At 43.6% G+C, this 26,753-nt stretch carries 28 protein-coding genes; 27 read left to right on the top strand and 1 reads right to left on the bottom strand.

Annotation, left to right across the window (positions count from 1 at the left end; translation table 11 throughout):
• Window positions 1-477: 477 nt before the first annotated feature.
• From ACI35L_RS08430 to rsmI, 10 genes are all read left to right on the top strand, one after another.
• Window positions 478-693 (top strand): sigma factor G inhibitor Gin, encoded by a 216-nt coding sequence (locus ACI35L_RS08430; RefSeq protein WP_439802649.1) that lies wholly within the window; start codon window positions 478-480, stop codon window positions 691-693.
• A 121-nt stretch (window positions 694-814) separates the two neighbouring features.
• A complete protein-coding gene (locus ACI35L_RS08425; RefSeq protein WP_439802648.1) occupies window positions 815-2,269 on the top strand; it encodes an aminotransferase class I/II-fold pyridoxal phosphate-dependent enzyme in 1,455 nt (484 codons plus the stop codon).
• 41 nt (window positions 2,270-2,310) lie between these two features.
• The gene (gene tmk, locus ACI35L_RS08420; RefSeq protein WP_049672627.1) at window positions 2,311-2,949 is read left to right on the top strand and encodes a dTMP kinase; all 639 of its coding nucleotides are present in this window, start codon (window positions 2,311-2,313) and stop codon (window positions 2,947-2,949) included.
• Window positions 2,950-3,058: 109 nt separating this feature from the next.
• The gene (locus tag ACI35L_RS08415) at window positions 3,059-3,388 is read left to right on the top strand and encodes a cyclic-di-AMP receptor (RefSeq protein ID WP_049672626.1); all 330 of its coding nucleotides are present in this window, start codon (window positions 3,059-3,061) and stop codon (window positions 3,386-3,388) included.
• Window positions 3,389-3,413: 25 nt separating this feature from the next.
• Window positions 3,414-4,418 carry a DNA polymerase III subunit delta' gene (gene holB, locus ACI35L_RS08410; RefSeq protein WP_049672625.1) on the top strand — a complete coding sequence of 335 codons (1,005 nt, stop codon included), beginning with the start codon at window positions 3,414-3,416 and terminating at the stop codon, window positions 4,416-4,418.
• Window positions 4,411-5,238 carry a PSP1 domain-containing protein gene (locus ACI35L_RS08405; protein WP_049672624.1) on the top strand — a complete coding sequence of 276 codons (828 nt, stop codon included), beginning with the start codon at window positions 4,411-4,413 and terminating at the stop codon, window positions 5,236-5,238. The genes holB and ACI35L_RS08405 overlap by 8 nt, the downstream gene beginning before the upstream one ends.
• Window positions 5,239-5,254: 16 nt before the next feature.
• Window positions 5,255-5,608: a DNA replication initiation control protein YabA gene (gene yabA / locus ACI35L_RS08400; protein WP_049672623.1), complete on the top strand. Its 354-nt coding sequence runs from the start codon at window positions 5,255-5,257 to the stop codon at window positions 5,606-5,608.
• Window positions 5,609-5,677: 69 nt separating this feature from the next.
• Window positions 5,678-6,418: a tRNA1(Val) (adenine(37)-N6)-methyltransferase gene (locus ACI35L_RS08395; RefSeq protein ID WP_156185672.1), complete on the top strand. Its 741-nt coding sequence runs from the start codon at window positions 5,678-5,680 to the stop codon at window positions 6,416-6,418.
• Window positions 6,408-6,692, top strand: coding sequence for a GIY-YIG nuclease family protein (locus ACI35L_RS08390; protein ID WP_049672622.1), 285 nt, complete (start codon window positions 6,408-6,410; stop codon window positions 6,690-6,692). The genes ACI35L_RS08395 and ACI35L_RS08390 overlap by 11 nt, the downstream gene beginning before the upstream one ends.
• Window positions 6,670-7,545, top strand: a complete 876-nt coding sequence (rsmI, locus tag ACI35L_RS08385) for a 16S rRNA (cytidine(1402)-2'-O)-methyltransferase (RefSeq protein WP_156185671.1) — start codon at window positions 6,670-6,672, stop codon at window positions 7,543-7,545. The genes ACI35L_RS08390 and rsmI overlap by 23 nt, the downstream gene beginning before the upstream one ends.
• Window positions 7,546-7,585: 40 nt before the next feature.
• Here rsmI and ACI35L_RS08380 read toward each other — a convergent pair whose 3' ends face one another.
• Window positions 7,586-7,873 carry an AbrB/MazE/SpoVT family DNA-binding domain-containing protein gene (locus ACI35L_RS08380; protein ID WP_049672620.1) on the bottom strand — a complete coding sequence of 96 codons (288 nt, stop codon included), beginning with the start codon at window positions 7,871-7,873 and terminating at the stop codon, window positions 7,586-7,588.
• A 503-nt stretch (window positions 7,874-8,376) separates the two neighbouring features.
• On the opposite strand from ACI35L_RS08380, the gene metG reads away from it, so the two are divergent.
• The 17 genes from metG (at window position 8,377) to mfd (ending at window position 26,655) form a co-directional block, all read left to right on the top strand.
• Complete coding sequence (metG, locus tag ACI35L_RS08375) at window positions 8,377-10,341, top strand: methionine--tRNA ligase (protein WP_049672619.1); 1,965 nt, start codon at window positions 8,377-8,379, stop codon at window positions 10,339-10,341.
• A gap of 140 nt (window positions 10,342-10,481) precedes the next feature.
• The gene (locus ACI35L_RS08370) at window positions 10,482-11,249 is read left to right on the top strand and encodes a TatD family hydrolase (RefSeq protein ID WP_049672618.1); all 768 of its coding nucleotides are present in this window, start codon (window positions 10,482-10,484) and stop codon (window positions 11,247-11,249) included.
• Window positions 11,250-11,398: 149 nt separating this feature from the next.
• Window positions 11,399-12,619 (top strand): ubiquitin-like domain-containing protein, encoded by a 1,221-nt coding sequence (locus ACI35L_RS08365; RefSeq protein ID WP_439802647.1) that lies wholly within the window; start codon window positions 11,399-11,401, stop codon window positions 12,617-12,619.
• A 162-nt stretch (window positions 12,620-12,781) separates the two neighbouring features.
• Window positions 12,782-13,342 (top strand): ribonuclease M5, encoded by a 561-nt coding sequence (gene rnmV / locus ACI35L_RS08360; protein WP_049672617.1) that lies wholly within the window; start codon window positions 12,782-12,784, stop codon window positions 13,340-13,342.
• The gene (gene rsmA / locus ACI35L_RS08355) at window positions 13,335-14,228 is read left to right on the top strand and encodes a 16S rRNA (adenine(1518)-N(6)/adenine(1519)-N(6))-dimethyltransferase RsmA (RefSeq protein WP_049672616.1); all 894 of its coding nucleotides are present in this window, start codon (window positions 13,335-13,337) and stop codon (window positions 14,226-14,228) included. Before rnmV ends, rsmA begins: the two co-directional genes overlap by 8 nt.
• 129 nt (window positions 14,229-14,357) lie before the next feature.
• Window positions 14,358-15,251 (top strand): sporulation peptidase YabG, encoded by an 894-nt coding sequence (gene yabG / locus ACI35L_RS08350; protein ID WP_049672615.1) that lies wholly within the window; start codon window positions 14,358-14,360, stop codon window positions 15,249-15,251.
• Between the two features lie 224 nt (window positions 15,252-15,475).
• Entirely contained in the window at window positions 15,476-15,733 is a 258-nt protein-coding gene (veg, locus tag ACI35L_RS08345; RefSeq protein WP_049672614.1) for a biofilm formation stimulator Veg, read from the top strand.
• A 111-nt stretch (window positions 15,734-15,844) separates the two neighbouring features.
• Window positions 15,845-16,021, top strand: a complete 177-nt coding sequence (locus ACI35L_RS08340; protein ID WP_439802650.1) for a small, acid-soluble spore protein, alpha/beta type — start codon at window positions 15,845-15,847, stop codon at window positions 16,019-16,021.
• 187 nt (window positions 16,022-16,208) lie between these two features.
• Window positions 16,209-17,078, top strand: a complete 870-nt coding sequence (ispE, locus tag ACI35L_RS08335) for a 4-(cytidine 5'-diphospho)-2-C-methyl-D-erythritol kinase (RefSeq protein WP_049672613.1) — start codon at window positions 16,209-16,211, stop codon at window positions 17,076-17,078.
• 53 nt (window positions 17,079-17,131) lie between these two features.
• Complete coding sequence (gene purR, locus ACI35L_RS08330; RefSeq protein WP_049672612.1) at window positions 17,132-17,947, top strand: pur operon repressor; 816 nt, start codon at window positions 17,132-17,134, stop codon at window positions 17,945-17,947.
• 172 nt (window positions 17,948-18,119) lie between these two features.
• Window positions 18,120-18,413 carry a septation regulator SpoVG gene (spoVG, locus tag ACI35L_RS08325; protein WP_049672611.1) on the top strand — a complete coding sequence of 98 codons (294 nt, stop codon included), beginning with the start codon at window positions 18,120-18,122 and terminating at the stop codon, window positions 18,411-18,413.
• Between the two features lie 203 nt (window positions 18,414-18,616).
• Entirely contained in the window at window positions 18,617-19,990 is a 1,374-nt protein-coding gene (gene glmU, locus ACI35L_RS08320; protein WP_049672610.1) for a bifunctional UDP-N-acetylglucosamine diphosphorylase/glucosamine-1-phosphate N-acetyltransferase GlmU, read from the top strand.
• A 20-nt stretch (window positions 19,991-20,010) separates the two neighbouring features.
• The gene (locus tag ACI35L_RS08315) at window positions 20,011-20,964 is read left to right on the top strand and encodes a ribose-phosphate diphosphokinase (protein WP_049672609.1); all 954 of its coding nucleotides are present in this window, start codon (window positions 20,011-20,013) and stop codon (window positions 20,962-20,964) included.
• 218 nt (window positions 20,965-21,182) lie between these two features.
• Window positions 21,183-21,791: a 50S ribosomal protein L25/general stress protein Ctc gene (locus ACI35L_RS08310; protein ID WP_049672608.1), complete on the top strand. Its 609-nt coding sequence runs from the start codon at window positions 21,183-21,185 to the stop codon at window positions 21,789-21,791.
• Between the two features lie 348 nt (window positions 21,792-22,139).
• Window positions 22,140-22,700, top strand: a complete 561-nt coding sequence (pth, locus tag ACI35L_RS08305; protein ID WP_049672607.1) for an aminoacyl-tRNA hydrolase — start codon at window positions 22,140-22,142, stop codon at window positions 22,698-22,700.
• An 80-nt stretch (window positions 22,701-22,780) separates the two neighbouring features.
• Complete coding sequence (locus ACI35L_RS08300) at window positions 22,781-23,011, top strand: anti-sigma-F factor Fin (protein WP_049672606.1); 231 nt, start codon at window positions 22,781-22,783, stop codon at window positions 23,009-23,011.
• Window positions 23,012-23,124: 113 nt separating this feature from the next.
• Window positions 23,125-26,655, top strand: a complete 3,531-nt coding sequence (gene mfd, locus ACI35L_RS08295) for a transcription-repair coupling factor (protein WP_439802646.1) — start codon at window positions 23,125-23,127, stop codon at window positions 26,653-26,655.
• The last annotated feature ends 98 nt before the right edge of the window (window positions 26,656-26,753 follow it).

Here is a 26,753-nt window from a genome sequence, read left to right as displayed (position 1 = left end):
GAAACCAGTTCAGTAGTGAGCTGGTTTTTTTGTGTTTTCAGGGTATCGTAGAGATGCGGACAAATCAAAAAAGCCTAATAATAGTGTGGTTTTTGAAGATTTTAAGGCAAAAAAACGAGATATCTTCTAAAAAGCAGCTCAGCTTATCATTTTTGACGGTCAGAGGATGGATCGGCTTTATTTTTTTATCTCCATTTTTCTAATTTTAAGATTTAAGGGCGAACGACCTTTGTTAAGGGCGGAATCCAGGCATTACGGGCGATGACCCATCACCTTTTTCAAAATAAGAATTCATTCGCCCACATCCAGACTCATAAAACCTCACCCCTCCCTTCCACTAAACTTTATATGTTGACCCCTAATTAAGACATACAACGTATGCCTGCTCTGGGCATACAATAAGATACAGAAAGAATTCAAAATCATGTATACAATGCCTTGCCAGCGGTGATACTAGGATTAGTGGGAGGTGTATTTATGGCCATTTTTGATGCAGCCTATAAGGAGTTCAAGGAGTCTGAAAACAGATGCCGTATTTGTGAGAAAGAGAAATCAGAAGGTCTACAGCTTCATATAGGATTCATTTGTTCCGAATGTGAGAGAGAGATTGTTCAGACAGATACGAGTGAGCCGGTTTATCAGGAATTCGTGGAGAAACTGCGGAGGAATAATATATCCGGTATTTATACGTAAAGGATTTCAGTTCGTCACTTGAACGAACCGAATAGGAAAACTTATAATGATAAAAAGCACAGGCCCCTTCTTTTGACGGAGCCTTTTTATATGGCTGTGATGAGGAAGGTAGTTGATATAAATGGATAAAATAAAGATACCGATTCTGGAAATGCTGGAGGCTCATAGAGGGAAAGTACCTCTATCATTACATGTCCCAGGTCATAAGAATGGATCAATGGTACATCCGCGGACGCCATCTGGTCTGCAATCAGCTATGAGCTGGGATATGACCGAGCTGACCGGTCTGGATGATCTCCATAGCCCGGAGGAGGGGATTAAAGAAGCTGAAACATTGCTTTCCTCTTTTTATCAGACAGATAGAAGTTATCTGCTTGTGAATGGTTCTACAGTGGGGAATTTAGCGATGATTCTTGGGGTTATCCAGCCGGGAGAAAAGGTGCTGGTACAGAGGAATTGCCATAAGTCTGTTATGAACGGGTTGGAGCTTGCTCGTGCAAACCCTATCTTCATTCATCCGGAGCTGGATGCAGAGGGGGTTGAGATTGGGCTCACAGCTTCAGTCATCAATAAATATTTACATAGGCACCCGGATACGAAAGCCATCATTTTAACTTACCCCAATTATTATGGAATGGCTATGGACCTTGAGGATCTCATTAAGGAAGCTCATTGTTTGCATATTCCTGTACTCGTTGATGAGGCTCATGGTGCTCATTACGCAGCAGGTGACCCTTTCCCGCCTTCTGCCCTTCTTCATGGGGCAGATATTGTGGTTCACTCCGCCCATAAGACACTGCCTGCGATGACAATGGGGTCATATTTACATATTCAAGGGAATCTGGTTTCTGCCGAGCAGGTGGAGCGTTATGTCAGGATGCTACAGTCCAGTAGTCCATCCTACCCGATTATGCTGTCGCTTGATTTAGCGAGGGCATATCTGGAAGGATATGGGGAGTTAGATAAGCAATATCTTCAGGAGCAGATTCAGCTATTGAAGGATTATCTAGCCAGTCATAAACAGCTGGCTGTATATGAAACAGAGGATGCTGATTGGCTTGACCCGCTTAAACTGATGATATACCACCGCGGCGGTCTCTCAGGTCAGAAGCTGCAGGCAAAGCTTGAGGAAGCCGGCCTCTACCCAGAGCTTTCAACAGACCGATTTGTGTTATTTGTTCTCCCTCTCTTGAAGGAGGGCGAGGAATATTTCATTAAGGAGCTTATAGCAAGGATCGAGTCGATAGTGTGGAACGAGGGAATGGGGGCTCAAGCCCGCCATACAGCCTTGATACAGGATGAAGTCAATAGGAGAGAACATAGTGAGCTTGCCTTATCCTACGAGGAAATGGAGAGGCTGCAGGTAGACAGACAACCGCTTTCTCTCGCCATTGGGGAGATTGCTGCCGAGGCAGTTATTCCTTATCCGCCCGGAATTCCGCTCATTCAGCGCGGGGAACGGATTACGGAGGAGGTAGCTGAAGCGTGCCAGAAGCTATTGGAGCAGGGGATAAAAATCCAAGGCGGTATGTATCTGAAAGAAGGAGAAATTCAGGTCTTTAAAAGGGGCCTATGATATACTAACTAGTAGCGTACATAATATTGGAGGGTACAGCCTTGAATCGAGGAGTATTTATTACAGTGGAGGGTCCTGAGGGAGCCGGAAAAACAACCATCATAGCAAAAGTGGCTGAACAGCTGGAGAAGGAAGGATACAGCATTATCCTAACGAGAGAGCCTGGGGGCATCCCCATTGCTGAACAGATTCGAGAGGTAATCCTGAATCGAAGTAATACAGCGATGGACCCGCGTACAGAGGCACTCCTTTATGCAGCTGCCCGCAGACAGCATTTGATGGAGAAGGTTGTACCGGCACTTGAAAAGGGAGCAATCGTCCTTTGTGACCGTTTCGTTGATAGTTCCTTGGCTTACCAAGGATACGCAAGAGGTATAGGGGTAGAGGAAATCTGGCAGATTAACCAGTTCGCCATTGAAGACCTTATGCCGGAGCTGACATTATTTTTCATGATTGAGCCGAAAAAAGGACTAGAGAGAATCGAGCAGCATAAAAATAGAGAAGTAAATAGACTTGATGTAGAGGAGCTGAGCTTCCATCAGAAAGTGTATGACGGCTATCAATTATTGATGGAAAAGGACCCGTCACGCATTAAAGGCATTGATGCAGACCGGTCTATTGAGGAAGTATATGAAGAAACTCTTCACCAAATAAAGACAATTATTGACAGGAAACCTTAAAGCACTGCTTTAAGGTTTTATATTAATCTTATACAGGCTTTGGTATAATGAAGATGACAACTTAGAGGAAAACACATGAATAGATTGATTCTAGATTGGGGGGTTCACCATGAAACTTATTGTAGCAATAGTACAAGATAAGGACAGTGCAAAATTATTAAGTGACTTGGTTGACCATAACTTCCGTGCGACTAAGTTGGCCACGACAGGCGGGTTTCTGAAATCTGGCAATACGACTTTTATGATTGGTACTGAGGAAATACGGGTCAATAAGGCTCTTGAAATCATTAAAAGGAATTGTCAGGCGAGGGAGCAATATGTGTCACCGGTCTCACCCATCGGAGGGAATGCGGATTCGTATGTGCCGTATCCAGTCGAAGTAGAGGTGGGAGGGGCAACTGTATTTGTCCTGCCAGTGGATCAGTTCTATCATTTTTAAGTTTAAGGGATGAGAGGAAATAAGCATGATTGAAACATGGGAACAGCTATCAAGCCAGCAGCCAAGAGCAGCAGCAATGCTGAAGAACAGCCTGATAAAAGACAGGGTAGCACATGCATACCTATTTGAAGGGGAGCGTGGCACCGGCAAGCAGGATGCGAGTATATTGCTTGCTAAGTCCTTATTCTGCCTTGAGCCGATTGAGGGGTATCTTCCATGCGGAGAATGCGCGAACTGTAAGAAAATCGAGCATAAGAATCATGCGGATGTCCATATCATCGAACCTGATGGCCTTTCAATCAAGAAAGAGCAGATCAAAATGCTTCACGAAGAATTTCAGAAAAAAGCAGTTGAATCTCAAAAGAAAGTTTACATTATTACTCACGCGCACAAAATGACAGCCTCTGCGGCAAACAGCCTGTTGAAGTTCCTTGAGGAACCTCATGCAGGCACGACCATTATCTTGCTGACTGATCAAATCCACCGGATGCTTTCTACGATTTTATCCAGATGCCAGACCATTTCCTTTACACCTTTAAACCCTGTGGAGCTAAGCAAGCAATTAGTTCAATCAGGGGTACCAGACAAGAAGGCTAGATTAATTGCCAGTTTGACGAATAGTGTCGAAGAAGGACTAGCTTTAAATGAGGATGAGTGGTTTGCACAAGCCCAAAAGATAGTGGTAAAATTGTTTGAAGCCATAAAAAATCCAGTGGATGGCATTATGGTCGTCCAAGAGGATTGGCTCCCTCATTTCAAAGAACGTGAGCAAATGGAAATGGGATTATTGCTTCTTTTGAATATATACAGAGATCTCCTTTACGTTCAGCTTGATAAACCAGAGGAAATGGTTTATCAGGATAAGGAGGATCAATTCCGCCAATTGGCTATAATGCATTCGCAAAAGCGATTAGCCAATCAGATGAATGAAATACTGGAGGCAAAACGGAAGCTTTCGGCGAATATGAACCCACAGCTGTTAATGGAGCAGCTTGTGCTTAACCTTCAGGAGGGGTTTACACTTGTATGATGTTGTAGGAGTCCGCTTTAAAAAAGCGGGTAAAATATATTATTTCGACCCAGGTGAGCTCGAGATAGCCAAGGATGAGTATATTATTGTAGAAACCGTCAGAGGCATTGAATTTGGGAAAGCTGTGATTCCGCGCAAGCAAGTGGGCGAAAATGATATAGTCCTTCCTTTGAAAAAGGTCATCCGGATTGCTGATGAGAAAGATCGCTTTACCGTAGACGAGAATAAGGAAATTGCCCAGCAGGCTTTCCAGATTTGCAGTGAAAAAGTAACAGAGCATCGGCTGGATATGAAGCTGGTTGATGTGGAATATACCTTTGACCGCAATAAGGTGATTTTTTACTTTACAGCGGATGGACGAGTTGATTTTCGTGAGCTTGTTAAGGACTTGGCGGCCATTTTCCGCACAAGGATTGAACTCAGGCAAATAGGCGTTAGGGATGAGGCCAAAATGCTCGGCGGTATCGGCCCATGCGGACGGATGTTATGCTGTTCAACCTTCTTAGGGGATTTTGAGCCAGTCTCAATCAAAATGGCGAAAGACCAAAATTTATCACTTAATCCAACGAAGATCTCAGGGCTGTGCGGCCGTCTCATGTGCTGCCTGAAATATGAGAATGATGAGTATGAAAGTGCAAAAGAGCAGCTTCCTGACCTTGGTGAGTATATCAATACACCAATGGGCAAAGGAAAGGTTATCGGCCTGAATATCCTTGAGAAGATCATGCAGATTGAATTGCAAGGAAAAGAACGTGTTGTTGAATATACGCTGGATGAGATGATGGAGGAAGGCACCTTCACGATTCAAGCCACAGATTAATAAGGTGGTGGGTGTTATGAATAAAAAGGAAATATTCGATTCGGTCAGCAGCATGGAGGCCCAAATCGGCGATTTGTACAAGCAGCTCGGGGAATTAAAGGAACATTTGGCTGAGATTCTAGAGGAGAATAATACGCTCCAATTGGAGAATGAGAATGTTCGCCGCCGTTTGCTTGAGCTCGAAAAGAGTAAACCTGCTTCTGCTCAAAAAAAGCAGAAGAAAGGAAATAAGCCGATGGATATTGGAGAGGGGTATGACAACCTCGCAAGGCTTTATCAGGAAGGCTTCCATATTTGCAATTTGCATTTTGGAAGTCCGCGTAAGGACGGGGATTGCCTGTTTTGCCTCTCATTTTTGAATAAGAAATAAAGATAGTCTTTCCTATCGTTTAGGAAAGGCTATTTTTATAAAGGATATTTGGTTAGGAGCGAATAGTTTTTGAATATGTTAAAAGATGATGAACGCCTGGATTATCTCTTGGGAGAGCCGCTTCGGATTATTCAAAGCCCAAGTGTGTTCTCTTTCTCTCTGGATGCAGTGCTGCTTGCGAAATTCGCCTATGTACCGATTCAAAAGGGAAATCTCGTGGACCTTTGTGCCGGTAATGGGGTGATCCCGCTCTTATTGAGCCGGAGGACCAAGGGACATATCCATGGGGTGGAGATTCAGGAAAGACTTCATGATATGGCTTTAAGAAGTGTTCAATATAATAACTTGTCCGAGCAGATTACGATGCATCATGAGGACTTGAATAAGATTGTCCCGATTCTCGGGCATGATAAATATGATGTGGTTACATGCAATCCCCCGTATTTTCTGACACCTGCTAAGGAAATCCAGAATGATAATGAACATTATGCTATAGCCAGACATGAGATAATGTGTACATTAGAGGATGTTGTCCGGGTAAGCAGCCAGCTGCTGAAGCAGGGAGGGAAGGCAGCCTTTGTGCACCGGCCCGGAAGGCTTCTTGATATCCTGACTTTAATGAGGAAATACCGAATTGAACCGAAGCGGCTGCAATTTGTGTATCCAAAGGCAGGACGGGAGGCCAATACCATTTTGGTAGAGGGAATCAAGGGCGGGAGCCCGGATTTGAAGCTGCTGCCGCCTCTTGTCGTTTATCAGGATCATAATGAGTATACAGACGAGCTAAAACGGATAATTGATGGAGAATAATATGCATTATTTCTATGTACTTGAATGTGCGGACGGTAGTTTTTATGCAGGCTACACGAATAATATTGAGAAAAGAGTCCATACCCATAATGAGGGAAAAGGGGCTAAGTATACACGAGCAAGAAGGCCTGTGGTCCTGCGTTATTACGAGGAGTATGAAACAAAGACAGAGGCCATGCAGGCAGAATACCGCTTCAAGCAATTGAGGAGATACGAGAAGGAACGGATCGTGCAAATGGGAGGTAATGGCGTTGAAGAGCCAAAAGAGCTTTGAGCAGGAGCGGGAGCCTGCCTTGTATTTAGTGCCGACACCAATCGGCAATTTAGAGGATATGACCTATCGCGCTGTGAGAATTTTACGTGAGGCTGATGTGATTGCAGCGGAGGATACCCGTAATACGAAGAAGCTGTGCAATCATTTTGAGATTCAGACACCGCTTATCAGTTATCATGAGCATAACAGGCAGCAAAGCGGTGAAGCAATCTTAGAGAGAATCAGGAACGGGAGTGTGGTTGCTCTTGTGAGTGATGCGGGAATGCCTGCGATCTCAGACCCGGGCTATGAGCTTGTACAAGCTTGTATAGAGGAAGGAATACCTGTGGTGGCACTTCCGGGTGCAAATGCAGCCTTGACTGCCCTGATCGCCTCAGGAATCACACCTCAGCCTTTTTACTTCTATGGATTCCTGAACCGGAGCCGAAAGGAGAAGAAAAAGGAGCTTGAGGAGCTGAAGAAGAAGGATGGGGCCATCATCTTCTATGAATCCCCTCACCGTCTGAAGGAGACGCTTGGGCTTTTGCATGAATACCTTGGAGACAGGCAGATAGTTCTGGCACGCGAGCTGACGAAGCGATTTGAGGAATATATTCGCGGGTCCATTGCCGAGGCAATCGAATGGGCGAATAATCAGGAGGTTCGCGGTGAGTTTGTCTTAATTGTAGAGGGCACTGATTATGTGGAGGACGAAGCCGTTTGGTGGGAGAACATGAGCTTGAAGGAGCATGTCGAACATTATATTGATTCTAAGGGCATGAAGCCAAATGATGCAATCAAGCATGCAGCTAAGGAACGAAACATTCCGAAGAGGGAAGTATATCAGGCGTATCATATAGACATAATGAAATAAAGAACATAAAAAAGGCTCCCCGTTATGGGAAGCTTTTTTATTAAGAGTTTGTAACGTGAAGGTTTTCTTGAATTTCTTTTAGGAGTTGTTCAGCACCTTCGCGGCTTAGGATTAGTTTGCCGTCTGCTAAAGTGAAGTTGCTGTCAGATACTTCACCTGTTACTTGGCAAGTCATGTTTGGTTTATATTTTTTGAGGATGATACGCTCGTCATCAACATAGATTTCAAGGGCATCTTTCTCAGCGATTCCGAGAGTACGACGAAGTTCGATCGGAATAACCACCCGGCCAAGCTCATCTACTTTACGTACAATACCAGTGGATTTCATAACAATACTCCTCTCATAGAATAATATTTTTTTAATAAAATTCGTCATTATTCGACAAAATTTAATGATGTTATCATAATACCAAGCATTCCCAAAACCGTCAATGTTTTTAGTCCCTATATCAATGGTAGTTTGTGGGGTTTATGGGTAGAAATTTGAAAAAAACTAGTTGAAAAGGCTTACTTTTTCCTCATCTTAACCAGTATATGAAATTTTTACACCCGTAATTGTGCAGTAAATTGTATAAGATTTAGAACAAACAAACTTTTTTCGACACTTTCCGAGAGGGAAAATATTATATCAATATACTCGAATAGGACATTTTGTATAATTAATTCACCCAGACAGTACCATTTGTCTTTATGGAAATTTATTTCGTCTCTTGAGATTGGAGAGTTCCTCTGTATAAAAAATCAAGGAATTCCTTTATAATGTTACTATTATGTAAAATAGTCCTTTCGAGTAAAAGGACTTTATTGGCAGGCCTTTAAGGAGTGAAAAAGATGAAGGAAAAATTAAATACGTTTTACATTACAACCCCTATTTATTATCCAAGTGGAAATCTTCACATTGGTCATGCATATACAACAGTAGCTGGAGATGCAATGGCCCGTTATAAAAGAATGCGCGGGTTCGATGTCATGTACTTAACGGGGACAGATGAGCATGGGCAGAAGATTCAGCGAAAAGCAGAAGAGAAAGGAATCAGCCCGCAGGAATATGTAGACGGTATGATTCGAGATATCAAGATTCTATGGAAGAAGCTCGATATTTCTTATGATGATTTCATTCGCACTACTGATGAGCGTCATAAAACAGCCGTAGAGAAAATCTTTAAGCAATTATTGGACCAAGGCGATATTTACCTTGATGAATATGAAGGCTGGTACTGTACCCCTTGTGAGTCCTTCTTCACAGATCGCCAAGTCGAAGATGGAAATTGTCCGGATTGCGGCCGTCCTGTAGAGAAGGTTAAAGAGGAATCTTATTTCTTCAAGATGAGCAAATATGCAGACAGACTTTTGCAATTCTATGAGGAGCATCCAGATTTCATCCAACCTGAATCCCGAAAAAATGAAATGATCAATAACTTCTTGAAACCAGGGCTCGAGGATTTGGCTGTTTCTAGAACAACATTTGATTGGGGCATTAAGGTGCCAGGTAATCCGAAGCATGTCATTTATGTGTGGATTGACGCATTGACCAACTATATTACTGCTCTAGGATATGGCAGTGATGATGATTCTAAATACTTGAATTACTGGCCGGCAGATGTGCATCTTGTCGGAAAGGAAATTGTCCGTTTCCATACGATTTATTGGCCAATCATGTTGATGGCACTTGACCTTCCGCTTCCGAAGAAGGTATTCGCTCATGGATGGTTATTGATGAAGGATGGAAAAATGTCTAAATCTAAAGGCAATGTAGTAGACCCGGTTACCTTGATTGACCGCTATGGCCTAGATTCCTTACGCTACTACTTATTGCGTGAGGTGCCATTCGGTGCAGACGGTGTCTTTACGCCGGAGGGATTTGTCGAACGCGTTAACTTTGATTTAGCCAATGACCTTGGAAACCTGTTGAATCGGACAGTTGCAATGATCAATAAATATTTTGACGGCAAGATTCCGGCTTACAAAGGCTCTGATCGGGAATTTGACCAGCAATTGCTGCAGGCTAATCTCGAGACAGTTGAAAAGTACGAGGAAGCAATGGAGAATATGCAATTCTCTGTGGCCTTGTCTACTCTATGGCAGCTTGTCAGCCGTACGAACAAATACATTGATGAAACACAGCCATGGGCGCTTGCGAAGGATGAAGCTAAAGTGGATGAGCTAGCATCTGTCATGACCCACCTTGCGGAATCCTTAAGAAGAATCGCTGTAATGCTTAAGCCATTCCTCACTATGGCTCCGAAGAAAATCTTCGAACAGCTGAATTGTGAGCAGGAAGCAATGCAAACATGGGAAAGCCTTGAAAGCTTCGGCATTCCATCCGCTGATTTAGTGGTGAAGAAAGGAAATCCAATCTTCCCGCGTCTTGATATAGAGGAGGAGGTTGCCTATATCAAGGAATCTATGCAAAGTACGGCTCCTCAGCCGGCAGCAGAGGAAGCGAAAAAGGCACCAGAGGCACCAGAGGTCGAGGAAATTACGATTGATGACTTCAAGAAGGTAGAGCTTAGAGTAGCTCAAGTCATCAGTGCTGAACCGGTTCCGAAGGCTGATAAGCTTCTGAAGCTCCAATTGGATTTAGGGTATGAGCAGCGTCAGGTTGTCTCCGGCATTGCCCAATACTACAAACCAGAGGAACTAGCAGGCAAGAAGGTTATTTGTGTGACAAACTTGAAGCCAGTTAAGCTTCGCGGCGTCCTTTCACAAGGAATGATTCTTGCCGGAAGTGAAGACGGGCAGCTAGCACTAGCTTCAATTGCGGAATCCCTGCCAAATGGTGCGCAGGTTAAATAAGAGAAATAATCGGAGGGGGATGTTACATGTGAAACATCCCTTTCTTTATTATGTAAGTTATTAGCCGAGCTTTAACTTTTTAAGAGAATGGGTAAAAACATGGATGAAGGAATAAGACTATACTGCAAAGGAGAAAACGGATGCTGTTTGATACACATGTTCATTTAAACGATGATCAATTTGATGAGGATTTGGAAGAGGTTATTGAAAGAGCGCGAGAGAATGGAGTCGAGCGCGTAGTGGTAGTCGGATTTGACGAAAAGACAATTAAACGTGCAATCGAACTGATCGATACATATGACTTTATGTACGCTGCCATTGGCTGGCACCCTGTTGATGCCATTGATTTAACGGACAGCTATCTTGAGTGGATAGAGGAATTGACTGCTCATCCAAAGGTCGTGGCAATTGGGGAGATCGGGTTGGACTACCATTGGGATAAATCGCCGAAGGATGTACAGCAGGTTGTTTTCCGGCGCCAGATTCAATTAGCGAAGAAGCTCAATCTGCCGATTATTATTCATAATCGCGAGGCCACGGAGGATGTTGTCACTATTCTTGAAGAGGAAGGGGCAGCGGAGGTTGGGGGAATCATGCATTGCTTTAGCGGAAGCCCTGAAACAGCGAAACGCTGCCTTGATATGAACTTCTATATTTCACTTGGAGGTCCGGTTACATTCAAAAATGCGATAAAGCCGAAGGAAGTGGCAAAGGCTGTACCGCTTGACCGCCTGCTTATTGAGACAGATTGTCCTTACCTGGCTCCACATCCATACCGCGGAAAGAGAAATGAGCCGAGCTATGTGAGGCTTGTTGCTGAGCAGATTGCTGACTTGAAGGAAGTGTCCTTTGAAGAGGTTGCAAAGGCGACAACAGAAAACGCAAACCGTCTGTTCAAAATCCAATAATACCAATCGGCGAAGGTCCTGACAGATTGTGTGGATCTTCGCCTTTTTTGTATTGTAAATTAGCGTGTTCCGTATTCAGAAAAGGTAGATAGGTTGACAATGTTGTCAGAATATCTATATAATTCATTCAGTGAAAAGGGGGAATTTTCGTGATTCAATACATGAAAAACCTATTTTCCAGGCCGAGACGAACGTCAAGGACGATATTAATTATGACAAGTGCAGCTGTTTTTATGTTTGCAACAGGAATTATATTTTATGAAAGTACAAAAAAAACAGTAGCACTGAGCCTGGATGGAAAAAAGCAAACGGTCAAGACCCATGCTGACACCATTAATGAACTGCTACAAGAACTAGAGGTTGAGGTAGGTAAAGAGGATTATCTTAGTCTGGCAAAAGGGACCGAGATCAGCGATGACCTGCATGTTATCTGGAACCCGGCTACAGAGGTGGAGCTGACAATTGACGGGGAGACTTCCTCCGTTTGGACGCTTTCTCAAACAGTTGGTGAGTTCCTTGAGGAAGAAGGCATACAGCTCAGAGCAGAGGATAAGGTATCTGAAGGCATGGATGAGGCAATCAAAAAAGATATGGATATCAAAATAGAAACGGCATTTCCCATAGCCCTCAAGGTAGGGAACGAGGAACGGGAAATATGGTCAACTTCGACCACGGTCGCTGATTTTTTAAAGAGTGAGCAGGTAAGTGTGAATGAATTAGACCGGGTCAGTCCAGCTTTATCTGAACATTTGACAGAGGAAACAGCTGTCACCGTTACAAGGGTAGAAAAGGTCACCGATGTGGTGGAAGAACCAATTAGCTATGAAACAGTCACTCAGAAGGATTCATCCCTGGAGAAGGGGAAGGAAAAAATTATAACTGAAGGACAAGAAGGATTAATCAGTAAAACATATGAATTAACAAAAGAAAACGGGAAAACCGTATCTAAAGAGTTGGTTTCTGAGAAAACGGTCAAGAAGAAGGTTGACGAGGTCGTCGCTATTGGAACGAAGGAAAAGAAAGCGGCTGTTACACCAGTGTCAACATCTTCTAAATCTTCAGCGTCTTCATCCTCGTCAGCAGAGGAGTATTATGTCACAGCAACAGCTTATACGAGCGGCTGTAACGGATGCACCGGTAAAACGGCAACAGGGGTTAATCTGCGTGCTAATCCAAATGCTAAGATCATAGCCGTTGATCCAAGCTTTATCCCGCTTGGTACGAAGGTGTATGTAGAAGGCTACGGATATGCAACAGCAGCAGATACTGGCGGTGCTGTGAATGGCAAGAAGATTGATGTATTTGTACCATCGACGGCGGACGCTTATAATTGGGGCGTAAAAACCGTCAAAATTAAGGTGTTTCGATAAATAAATCGTTATTATTTATACAGAGGATTTTTGTCCTCTGTTTTTTTGCGTTATAATAAGCAGGATTGCTGCTTAAATTTATGCTATTACATTTATATTACAAAAATAACGTAAATATATCAAATATTAAATGAATAAAAAGAAAGCTTTTTTGGAGGAAAAATGAAAATCAAGGAAATCATTGTGGTAGAAGGGAAAGATGACACGGTTGCCATTAAGCGGGCACTTGATGCAGACACGATTGAAACAAACGGGTCTGCGATTAATGAGGAAACCTTGGATAAAATACGGCTCGCCCAGAAGGTGCGCGGTGTCATCGTCTTCACGGACCCAGATTTTCCTGGGGAGCGGATTCGCCATATCATCACGCAAAACGTACCAGGCTGTCAGCACGCCTTCTTGCCTAAGCATCTGGCCATTCATAAAACGGGCAAGGGACTCGGGGTGGAGCATGCATCACCAGAGGCCATAAGAGAAGCCCTCTCTAATGCCAAGCAGATGGAAGAGGAGCAAGTCGAAGTCATCAGCAAAGAGGATTTGATGATGTTTGGGCTTATTGGGGGCAGTGATTCGGCGGATAAGAGAGAAAGGTTAGGAAAATACCTGAATATCGGGTACGCTAATGGGAAGCAGCTATATGCAAGGCTGAAGATGTTTGGAATCACAAAGGAAGAATTTCTACACGCAATTGAACAGATAAATGGAGTGGAAACAAATGAATAAAGATATCGCTACGCCTATTAAGACGAGGCAAATATTAGAGAAGTATGGCTTTTCCTTTAAGAAAAGCCTTGGACAGAACTTCTTGATTGATACAAATATTCTCCGCAATATTGTGCATCATTCCGGTGTTACAGAGGAGAGCGGCGCCATAGAAATTGGTCCGGGAATTGGAGCTTTGACGGAGCAGCTGGCTAAGTCATGCAAGAAGGTGGTTGCTTTTGAGATTGACCAAAGACTTTTGCCTATCTTAGCGGATACATTATCTGAGTATGAGAATGTGAAGGTCATCCATGAAGATATCCTCAAGGCTGATGTTACACGCGTCATTGGGGAAGAGTTTGCCGGTCAAGTGAAGGATCTGCATGTCGTAGCTAATCTTCCATACTATGTAACAACCCCGATTATCATGAAGCTCTTGGAGGAGAAGCTGCCGCTTAGCGGAATTACGGTCATGCTTCAAAAGGAAGTGGCGGATCGGATGGCGGCAAAACCAGGCTCGAAGGAGTATGGTTCTCTATCGATCGCCGTTCAATATTATACAGAGGCGTCAGTGGCCATGATTGTGCCGAAGACGGTTTTCGTGCCGCAGCCGAATGTCGACTCTGCTGTTATTCATCTGGCTGTCAGGGAAAAGCCGGCAGTGGATGTCAAGGACGAAGATTTCTTCTTTATGGTCACACGGGCGAGCTTTGCCCAGCGGAGGAAAACAATCCTCAATAACCTTACATCACAGCTTCCGGATGGGAAGAGCAAGAAGGAATGGATTGTGAAGAGTTTAGAGGAAAGCGGAATTGAACCAGGCAGACGGGGAGAAACACTTTCTCTTGAGGAATTTGCAGCATTGAGCAATCATCTTCTGCCCCATTTCAAACAAAGTAAGGAATAAGGACAAGACAAGAGCCCAGCTTCTCGAAAGCTGGGCTTTTCTTTGTTTCACCATAATGTCCTATTGTGCATAGCCTATGAAGAAACCATTGGTTACGATATGGTCACCATAGTGTGGAGTGAGGCTTTCATGGTAAGGATAAATGATATCGTCGGCCGAAAGTCATATGAATGTGATATATATTTCCGTGTGATTGATTTTCGCACCCATCAGGGCAGGGATATCGCTGTTTTATATGGAGAAGACATCCGGCTTGTCGCTGATGCTCCAATCGATGACCTTGAGCCCATAGGAGAGGCGAGGCGGGCAGCGAGGGATAGAAGCACGAATATGCTTGTCGACCAATCTAATCACCTGCTGACCCAGGAATTCGAGCGTATGCGGCATAAGAAGGAATATGAATGTACAGAAGGATACCGGCATCAAGCAGATTATTTTCAAATACCCGGGAAGGTGCTCCATCTAGACGGCGATCCCGCTTATTTAAAAAAATGCTTGGAGCTCTATCAGCAAATTGGTATTCCAGTTCACGGGGTCCATTGCCGGGAGAAGGAGATGCCTTATAAGATAGGGGAATTGCTGGACCGGTATAGACCCGATATTCTGGTAATTACCGGACATGACTCCTATTCCAAAACAAAGGGGACTGTGGACGATATCCGTGCTTACAGGCACTCGAAGGATTTTGTTTTGACCGTTAAAGAGGCACGAAAGAAGGTGCACCACCTTGATCAGCTTGTAATCTTTGCCGGGGCCTGCCAATCGCATTTTGAGTCATTGATTGTCGCTGGGGCAAATTTCGCCAGCTCCCCCACACGTGTGAACATCCATGCTTTAGACCCGGTTTACATTGTGGCAAAGGTCAGTTATACATCCTTCATGGATCAGATCAATGTATGGGATGTCGTACGGAATACACTGACAGGGGAACGCGGCCTTGGAGGAGTTGAATCAAAGGGTGCCTTGCGAATTGGGCTGCCATTTCACCCAAAGGAAGACCAAGTGCCTAAGAATGACGTATAAGGAGAGCCGCCCGAACAAAATGGGGCGGCTTATTTATTTTGCTTGATTTGTTAATAACATACATAAGTGGATGTCGAATAGGGTATGTTAAAAGAGAGAAAAAAAGAGAAATTTTTGGGATAAAAAACGTTGACAAACAAATTTAATCACTGATATAATTTATTATTTTGTTTGACCGTCATTTTAAAATGTGCTATACTAAATCTTAGTGAGGTGGACGAAGCATGCCAAAAAGTTTGACTGATATTAAACAAATTTTGGATTCCCATTTGGGGCAGAAGTTGCTACTCAAGGCGAATGGCGGTAGAAGAAAAACTATCGAACGTTCAGGTGTATTAGCTGAGACTTATCCATCGGTGTTCGTTGTCGAATTGGATCAAGACGAGAACTCCTTTGAGCGAGTTTCCTACAGCTATGCAGACGTATTGACAGAAACAGTGGAATTAACATTTACTGAAGAGACATCAGGAAAAATGGCTTAAACGGCAGTGGACAAGCGTCCACTGCTTTTTTACTATAATTTGGTCAACATAAAGAGAAAGCAGCGGGCAAAAGCTATGAGAGCCGCACCTATTAGAAAGGGGCTGTTCGCTTTGGGCAGAAGAAGAAGTATGATGTCTGAACGATTCAAAGAAGAGCTTGCGAAAGAACTCGGGTTTTGGGATGTTGTGCAGAAAGAAGGCTGGGGAGGCATAAAAGCTTCTGACGCGGGAAATATGGTCAAACGGGCCATACAAATCGCCGAGGAGCAATTAGCTAACCGCTCTTAGGAAATACCTTAATACCTGTTCACTTCTAAAACAAACTCGTTTGGTGCGGTGATGCGAGCCCCTGGGATTTTATGTCCTCAGGGGCTTTGCTTTGCTGGGAAATAAAATTTCGTGCGAATAGTGGCGATTGATGCGATGAAAATGTACAATGTGAGGAGGAAACAAAAGGATAAAGTAGGTGAACATAATGAAATGGATGGAGAAAGCACCTGCTAAGATAAACTTGGCGCTGGATGTTTTATATAAGCGGGAGGACGGTTTTCACGAAGTAGAGATGGTGATGACCAATGTTGATTTGGCTGATCGTATCGAGCTTGCAGAGCGAAGCGGAAATACAATCAGGATTAATTCACATAACCGCTTTGTTCCGGATGATAGCAGGAATTTAGCCTATCAGGCTGCTGACTTGCTTAAGAAACGGTTCTCGATTAATACAGGTGTTGATATAACGATTGATAAGCAGATCCCAGTTGCAGCAGGTCTTGCCGGCGGCAGCAGTGATGCAGCAGCCACACTGAGGGGCTTGAACAAAATGTGGAGTCTCGGATTATCCATGGATGAATTAGCAGAAATCGGTTCAGAAATAGGGTCAGACGTTGCCTTCTGCGTACATGGCGGAACAGCTATTGCGAGAGGGCGCGGGGAAAAGATTGAGCATTTGCCCTCCCCTCCAAGCAGTTGGGTCATTCTAGCGAAGCCGACAATTGGTGTTTCCACAGCTGATGTATACCGAAATCTTAAAGTCGATGAGGTTTGCCATCCCAATATTCCGAGCATGGTACAGGCCATCTATGAACACGATTATGATGGTATGTGCAATAATATGGGGAATGTGCTGGAGAGCGTAACATTAGCGATGTATCCAGAGGTCCGGATGATCAAGGAGCAAATGAGCCGTTTCGGTGCTGATGCTGTATTAATGAGCGGGAGCGGCCCAACCGTGTTTGGCCTTGTTGAGCATGATTCCCGTATGCAGCGGGTTTATAACGGATTAAGAGGATTTTGTGACAATGTCTTTGCTGTACGGCTGTTAGGAAATCGGAATGAGGTTGAATAAACACGTACAATAAGATAGAATTACATTAAAATATTCGTGTATGGAGGGTACTTATGAAATTACGCAGGAGTGAACGCTTGGTAGATATGACTACCTATTTAATGGCTCACCCTTCAACGCTCATACCGCTTTCCTTCTTTTCCGAACAATATCAGTCGGCAAAGTCCTCTATTAGTGAGGATTTAGCGATTATTAAGGAGACCCTTGAGTTAAAGGAAAAAGGAACGATCTTGACGGTTCCTGGTGCAGCAGGCGGTGTGAAGTACATTCCTGGTGCGGGGGTTGAAGAGGCAGCTCACATCATTGGTGAATTATGCGAAATGATGGAAACACCGGAAAGACTTCTTCCAGGCGGCTATCTTTATATGACAGATATATTGGGCCAGCCTCGAATCCTTGATAATGTCGGAAAGCTGATTGCTTCCCGGTACAGTGATCAGGAAATTGATGTCATCATGACAGTTGCCACCAAGGGAATCCCAATCGCTTATGCTGTAGCGCGGTATTTAAATGTGCCTGTCGTAATTGTTCGAAGGGATTCGCTAGTGACGGAAGGGCCGACAATCAGCATTAATTATGTGTCGGGCTCATCAAAACGAATCCAAACAATGGTTCTATCGAAAAGAAGCTTGCCGAAGGAAGCCAATGTCTTGATTGTTGATGACTTTATGAAGGCAGGTGGAACCGTCAACGGGATGGTTAATTTGCTTGAAGAGTTTGAAGCGAAAGTAGCAGGTATTGCTGTACTAGTAGAGGCAGAGCATGCAGAGGAACGCTTGGTTGATGAGTATGTATCATTGATGAAGCTATCGGATGTGAATGTGAAAGAGAAAATGATTAAGGTGAACAAAGGAAACTTTTTTGCCTAATCACCCGGATTCTACTAGATGATAGACCTTTTATAGAGCGATTTTACCAACTATATTCTTCCTAAACTAAATTTTTTATCTATTTTTTGAATATTTTTCAATATAAAAGAAGGAAATTAGATAGTTTTGTGGAAATAGTTAGTAATTCGCTTTTATAAAAGGTGGTGACATTATGGAAGTTACTGACGTAAGATTACGCCGTGTAAACACTGATGGCAGGATGAGAGCAATCGCATCCATCACTTTGGATAATGAATTCGTTGTCCATGACATCCGAGTAATTGATGGCAATAATGGTTTGTTCGTTGCTATGCCAAGTAAACGTACACCAGACGGAGAATTCCGTGATATTGCACACCCAATCAATTCTGGTACACGCGGTAAGATTCAGGAAGCCGTTCTTGCCGAATATCATCGTGTAGGTGATGTTGAAGAGGTTGAATTAGAAGGAGCGGGAGCATCCTAATTAAAGAGAGAGAATAGAAGTACTACATCTAAGAGCCGACCATCTGAGAGGCTCTTTTTTATATCCCCAAAAATCCCCCAGTTTAATCAAATCCCCATTCAAGGAATCCAGAAATAAATTGACAGTTTTGCCCTCCCTTCTTGAAAAGAATAATTAGTTCATGTATAGTCTTAAATGGATAAAAAGGTAAACGGAGGGCTATCATGACGAACCGAAATGCAATCATACTGGCGGCGGGAAAAGGCACTCGAATGAAATCGAGTCTTTATAAAGTATTGCATCCCGTTTGCGGCAAGCCGATGGTAGAGCATGTGATTGACAATGTTTCTTCTATTAAGGCTTCTAAGATCGTAACAATTATTGGCCATGGTGCGGAAGATGTTAAAGAAGTAGTAGGTTCAAAGACAGAATATGCCCTGCAGGCAGAACAATTAGGCACAGCTCATGCTGTTATGCAGGCTAAAGATATATTAGGGAATGAAGAAGGAACAACGCTTGTTATTTGCGGAGATACCCCTCTCATTACCGCAGACACACTGGAAGCATTGCTTGATGTGCATGCAGCACAGAAAGCTAAAGCAACTATTCTTACTGCTCGTACGGCTAACCCTGCCGGCTATGGACGCGTAATCCGAAATGCTGAAGGCTTGGTTGAGAAGATTGTTGAGCATAAAGATGCATCCCCAGAGGAGCTGCTTGTTCAAGAAATCAATACAGGCACTTACTGCTTTGATAATAAATTGCTGTTTGAATGTCTGGAGAATGTTTCAAATGAAAATGCTCAGGGCGAATATTATTTGCCGGATGTCATTGAGATATTGAAGCAGCAGGGAGAGATTGTTTCAGCCTTTGAAACACCGAACTTTGATGAAACATTAGGCATCAATGACCGCGTTGCTCTTTCACAGGCAGAAACGATACTCAAGCGTCGAATCAATGAAGGTCATATGAGAAATGGGGTAACGCTCATTGATCCTGACCATACGTATATCCACCCGGATGTGGTCATTGGCCCGGATACGTATGTTTACCCTGGGACAATGATTAAAGGAAAGACAACAATTGGCAGCGAGTGTCATATCGGTCCGAACACAGAAATCAAGGATTGTGATATTAAAGACCGCACAGTGGTTCGCCAGTCGGTCGCTCATGATAGCCAAATAGGTTCAGATGTCCAAATCGGTCCTTTCTCTCATATTCGTCCGCAATCAGCCATTCATGATGAAGCGAAGATCGGCAACTTCGTAGAGCTGAAGAAGGCGACTCTTGGAAAGGGCAGCAAGGCATCCCATTTAAGTTATTTGGGAGATGCTGAAATTGGCGAGCAGGTAAATGTCGGATGCGGAAGTATTACGGTTAACTATGATGGGAAGAATAAATTCTTAACCAGGATAGAAGATGGAGCGTTCATTGGATGCAATTCCAATTTAGTTGCTCCAGTAACCGTAGGAAAGAGTGCATATGTTGCTGCTGGTTCAACCATTACGAAGGATGTTCCGGGAGAGGCGCTATCCGTTGCGCGTGCACGTCAAGTGAATAAAGAAAACTATGTAAATAAGCTAAATATTAATAAATAGTCTTGGAGGCCCATTATAAAATGTCAAATCGATATTTAGATCCCAATCTAAAAGTATTCTCACTCAATTCCAATCCTCAATTAGCGGAGGAAATTGCAAATGTTATTGGCGTTGAACTTGGGAAATGCACAGTATCACAATTCAGCGATGGTGAAGTGCAAATCAATATTGAAGAAAGTATCCGCGGATGTGATGTATTCGTTATCCAATCCACTAGTGCTCCTGTAAATGAACACTTAATGGAATTACTCATCATGATTGATGCGTTGAAGAGAGCATCTGCTAAAACAATCAATATCGTTATGCCTTATTACGGCTATGCTCGTCAAGATCGTAAAGCTAGAGCTCGTGAGCCAATCACAGCTAAATTGGTAGCCAATTTGCTTGAAACAGCAGGGGCTACACGCGTTATTACACTTGACTTGCACGCGCCGCAAATTCAAGGCTTCTTTGATATTCTAATCGACCACTTAATGGGTGTTCCGATTCTTGCGGACTATTTCCAAGCAAAAGAATTGGATGATATTGTTATCGTATCTCCAGACCACGGCGGTGTAACACGTGCGCGTAAGATGGCAGATCGTCTGAAAGCACCGATTGCCATCATCGACAAACGCCGTCCGCGTCCAAATGTAGCTGAAGTTATGAACATTGTTGGTAATATTGAAGGGAAAACAGCCATTTTGATTGATGATATCATCGATACAGCAGGTACGATTACATTGGCTGCCAATGCTCTTAAAGAAAATGGAGCAAAAGAAGTGTATGCTTGCTGTACACACCCTGTTCTCTCTGGTCCTGCCATCGAGAGAATCCAAAACTCCAACATTAAAGAATTGGTTATTACAAACACAATCGCATTGCCAGAAGAAAAGCAAATTGACAAGATCGTCAATCTATCAGTTGCTTCTCTTATCGGTGAAGCCATCATCCGTGTACACGAAGAACAATCTGTAAGTACACTATTCGATTGATCAACTGAAATGGCAATCTCCATACTATACTAAAGAAGCTGAATGGAACCTCCATTCGGCTTCTTTGCATTCATCTAACAGTCCTTACGTCAGAGCATCCGCTTTTCCTATATGGAAAATGATTTAAGAAATCGCCGCGCTATATGTTTATACCTGTCTTAAAGAGGGGATTAGGTATAGGATACTCGTTCAAATAGAAAAAGGATGGTGTAAGTGGTATGGCAATGACATTACAAGCAACTAAAAGGGAAGAGTTCAAACGTTCCTCATTACGAAAGCTTAGAGAAAACGGAAAATTCCCGGCAGTCGTGTATGGAAATAACAAACCGACTTCACCCATATATGTTGATGAGGGCGAATTCCTGAAGGCTATGAAGGAAAGCGGAAGAAATGGTGTACTAGCACTCGACCTCGGCGGTCAAAAGGAAAGTGTGATGCTGGGTGAATACCAGCAAGACAGCATAAAAGGCCATATGATTCACGCTGATTTCTTGGTTGTCAACATGTCCGAGGAACTCGAAGTAGATGTACGTATTGACCTTGTTGGCGAAGCAGCCGGTGTCAAGGAGGGTGGTGTTATTCAGCAATCCTTGCATGAAGTAACCGTGAGTGCGAAACCGAACGAGATTCCTGCCTCTATTGAATATGACATCTCTAATCTGCAAATTGGTGATACCATCATTGTTGCTGATTTGAATCAGGATGGTGACTATACCATCACACAGGATGAGGATGAAGTAATTGCCTCTATCCTTGCTCCTAGAGTTGAAGCTGAAGCAGATGAAGGAGCTGTAGAAGGGGCCCCAGAAGAGGCGCCTGCTGAATAACGTATCCGATTATTGTAAGTCAACAAACAGGGTTGCCGGGCATGGGTCTGGCAGCCCTTTTTTATCGGCTAATCCTGTTTTCTGTGGAGTGCGCACTAATAAGGCTGTTCATTCCGCAGAAAATAGGGGTAACCTAGAAGGAGTTAGACCTAAAAGGACAGGTTTCTTATAAAAACCAAGCGGTTTAACAAAAATACTTGGTCAAACTCTCCTCAAAACAACATATGTATAGAAAAGATATTCGTAAAACCTAGCGAACAGGCGAACTTTATTTTGCTTAAATCCATAAAAAGTATAAAATATGAAGAGGAAATGAAAAGGGTTTAACCTACAAGGAAGTGTTATACAATGAAATTAATCGTCGGCCTTGGGAATCCAGGGGCAAAATATGAAAGAACACGTCATAATATCGGCTTCATCATTATTGATGCATTGGCTGAGAAATGGAACATCAAATTGAATCAAAGCAAGTATAATGGCTTATACGGAGTAGGCACAGTCGCAGGTGAGAAAGTCGTGCTGCTTAAGCCGTTAACATATATGAACCTCTCAGGTGAGGCTATCGCCCCTTTGGCGAATTTTTACAAAATCGGTCTCGAGGATATTGCCATTATTTATGATGATTTAGATTTACCGAAAGGGAAGATACGGCTGCGACAAAAGGGCAGTGCCGGCGGCCATAACGGTATGAAATCAGCTATCCAGCATCTCGGCGGGGATGGGTTTAACCGGATCCGTGTAGGGATAGGACGGCCGGAGGGAAGAATACCAGTACCTGATTATGTACTGACCAACTTCGGTGAGCAGGAGCAGGCGGTCATGGCTGATGCAATAGGGAAGTCTGTAGAGGCTTGTGAACAATGGCTGAAGGAACCATTCCTCAAGGTGATGAATACGTATAACGGGTAAGCTCGCTTCATATGGCTCGTTCTGAATAAAATCAGGCATAAACGTGAATACTAACAGTATTAGGATGCGGAGGTAAATGAATGGCGCTACACTATTACTGCAGGCATTGCGGGCATGTCTTAGGCAATCTCGAAGAACAGCATAAGGAATATTATCAATCGGTTCTTGAAGTGCTAACAGCCGAGGAAAGAGAAGAGATAATAGGTTATGATGATAATGGAGTTATCCAAATCCGCTCCATCTGTGAATCCTGTCAGGAGGCATTGGAGCAGCAGCCGGATTACCATTTGCTTGATTACCTAATTCAATAAGACAGAGATTTGCTTTGGAAGGCGTACTCCAAAGCGTTTTTCTGTTTCTAAATAAGACCTATACCATCTATCAATCTAACAATATAGAAGACAGTTGAAGGGAGGACAGACAGTTGAAAAGACTACAACAGCTATTATCAACGAATAAAGACATTACCTCTATCCAGGAGGGAATTGAAGCGGGATTGAAGGAGCAGATGATTGCTGGTTTATCGGGCTCAGCACGCTCATTGTTCATGGCCGGATTATATGAGCAAACGAATAGACCGCTGTTGGTTGTGACACCTAATCTTTTGAATGCCCAAAAAATTTACGAGGATTTAACCTCAATATTAGAGAAGGATAAGATCTATCTGTTCCCAGCGAATGAGTTAATTGCTGCGGAACTGAGTATTGCAAGTCCCGAGCTCCGTACACAAAGGATTGAAACCTTAAATTATCTGTCGAACGGACCGAAAGAGGGCATTATTATTGCGCCTATTTCAGGTATCAAAAAATTACTTCCGCCTGCAGAGGTATGGGCCGAAAGTCAATTAGTGCTGAAGGTTGGCAAGGATATAGAGATTGATAAAGCCTTATCCAAGCTTGTGGCGATTGGTTATACAAGAGCAGATATGGTTACTGCACCCGGTGAGTTTTCTCTCAGGGGTGGAATCATGGATATTTTTCCCCTGACAGAGGAGAATCCTATCCGAATAGAATTATTCGATACCGAAATTGATTCGATTCGAACCTTTTCCGTCGAGGACCAGCGTTCATTAGAAAAAGTGAAGGAAGCAACATTAAGCCCTGTTACAGAAACCATTGTGAGTAAGGCAGGGTTGTTTAAGATTGCTGAACGTCTTGAGGAAGGCTTAGAGAACTCCCTCAAAAAAATGAAGGATAAGCAAGCTAAAGAGAATATGCTCATGCAAATTGAACATGAAATCAGCATGCTTAGAAGCGGGGAAACCTTTGAACATATGGCCCAATACCTTTCCCTTGCCTATGATCAGCCGGCTAGTTTGATAGACTATATTCCTGAATCAAGTGTCGTTATTTTTGATGAGGTCTCAAGAATTCAGGAGATGGGTGACCAGCTAGACAAGGAAGAGGCTGAATACTATACGTCCTTGATAGCTGATGGGAAAATCATCCACGACATCATGCTTTCCCACTCGTTATCATCCCTTATGCAGCGCAGGAGGCACCCGTCTGTTTATTTATCCCTCTTCCTCCGTCACGCAGCCAATACGAGCCCGCAAAATATCGTGAATATATCCTGTAAGCCGATGCAGGATTTCCATGGGCAGATGAATGTATTGAAGGCTGAGTTTGACAGATGGAAAAAGGGTAAATATACCGTTATTCTGATGGGAACAGACCCTGAGCGTGTCAAACGAATTGAGCGCATACTTGATGACTATGATATGCAGGCAGATATTGTCAATGACCAGGACGGTATTAAGGATGGCGCCATTCAAATTATGGAGGGCCAATTGCAGACTGGCTTTGAGCTACCGCTGCAGAAAGCAGCCATTGTCACCGAAAAAGAGCTGTTTAATAAACGTACGCGGAAATCAGTAAGAAGGCAGAAGATGACCAATGCCGAGCGAATCAAGAATTATTCCGAGCTGAAGCCTGGAGACTATGTCGTTCACGTGAATCATGGTATTGGGAAGTTCCTTGGAATTGAGACTTTAGTGATAAACGGCATTCATAAGGATTATCTGCATATCCGTTATCAAGGCAATGACAAGCTTTATGTGCCTGTAGACCAGATAGAGCTCATTCAAAAATATGTGGGTTCTGAGGGTAAAGAGCCTAAAATGTACAAGCTCGGAGGCGCTGAATGGAAGCGTGTCAAGAGCAAGGTTCAATCAACTGTTCAGGATATCGCTGATGATTTAATCAAGCTCTATGCTGAAAGGGAAACAGCAAAAGGCTATGGATTTATGCCAGACGGGGAGATGCAGCGGGATTTCGAGGCCTCCTTCCCTTATAAGGAGACAGAGGATCAGCTGCGCTCCATCGTGGAGATCAAGAAAGATATGGAACGAGAACGGCCGATGGATCGCCTTCTTTGCGGTGATGTTGGCTATGGCAAGACTGAGGTCGCTATTCGTGCGGTCTTTAAAGCCATTGCTGATGGCAAACAGGTGGCCTTCCTTGTGCCGACAACGATTCTTGCCCAACAGCATTATGAGACCATGCGGGAGAGATTTCAGGAATTCCCGATTAATATTGGCTTGTTGAGCCGCTTCCGGACGAGGAAGGAGCAGAATGAAACGATAAAGGGGCTGAAGAATGGCACCGTTGATGTTGTAGTTGGTACTCACCGCCTGCTCTCAAAGGATATTGTGTACCATGATCTTGGGCTTTTGGTGGTGGATGAGGAGCAGCGCTTTGGTGTAACCCATAAGGAAAAGATCAAGAGGCTGAAGACGAATGTGGATGTCCTGACCTTGACAGCTACGCCAATTCCAAGGACGCTGCATATGTCTATGCTGGGGGTACGGGATTTGTCTGTTATAGAGACGCCGCCGGAGAATAGGTTCCCAGTTCAGACCTATGTAATGGAATATAATGCTTTGCTCGCTCGAGAGGCCATTGAGCGTGAGCTTGCTCGCGGTGGGCAGGTCTATTACTTATACAATCGTGTAGAGGATATTGAGCGCAAAGCAGAAGAGCTCGCTATGCTTGTTCCAGACGCCCGCATTGTTGTCGCACATGGAAAAATGACGGAAAGTGAGCTTGAATCTGTCATGTACAGCTTCCTTGAAGGGGAGGCAGATGTGTTGGTAAGTACTACCATTATTGAGACGGGTGTAGACATTCCAAATGTGAATACACTCATTGTTTATGATGCTGATAGAATGGGCTTATCCCAGTTATATCAACTGCGAGGAAGGGTTGGAAGATCCAATCGGGTTGCCTATGCGTATTTCACTTACAGACCGGACAAAGTACTTACTGAGGTTGCAGAGAAGCGCTTGCAGGCAATAAAGGAATTTACAGAGTTGGGTTCAGGCTTTAAAATAGCTATGAGGGATTTGACCATTCGGGGTGCTGGTAATCTATTGGGAGCTGAGCAGCATGGCTTTATCGACTCAGTTGGATTTGACCTTTATTCCCAGATGCTTGCAGAAGCAATTCAGGAACGAAAAGGGGACATAAATAAAGATACCCATAATCCAATTGAAATTGACCTTGAAGTTGATGCCTATATTCCAGATGCTTATATAGCTGATGGAAATCAGAAAATTGAAATGTATAAACGTTTCAGAGCGGTTTCAACAGAAGAGGAGCTCGATGAACTCCGAGATGAAATGCTCGATCGTTTTGGAGAATTCCCAGTAGAAGTTACTTACCTTTTCAAAATTGCCGATATGAAAATTCGGGCGATACGCGCAGGCGTAGAATCAATTAAGCAAGTTAAAGATGAAGTAACCATACTCACCTCCGAAAAATCAAGCAAAGAAATAGACGGACATTTATTGTTTAAGGCTGCCTCTAAGTATGGCCGCATGGTTGGCTTAGGTATGGAAGCCAATTGCTTGAAAATGGTTCTGTATGTAAAGAAGGTTCCGGCAGAGGACTGGCTCAATGCTGCCTTTGAGCTGGTTTCCGAGCTCGAGAAGAACAAAAAGGTAAAGGCAGATTAAACGCCTTTACCCTTTAGTGCTTTACAGGAGAAACCCCCATTAAAAAAGAAATAATTTTCTTAGTGTATAGAAGTTACCATTAGAAAAATACTAAGTGC

The organism is Pradoshia sp., from assembly GCF_051873915.1.
In the GTDB taxonomy this organism is placed as follows: Bacteria; Bacillota; Bacilli; order Bacillales; family Pradoshiaceae; genus Pradoshia.
This window is presented reverse-complemented; position numbering and strand designations above follow the sequence as displayed.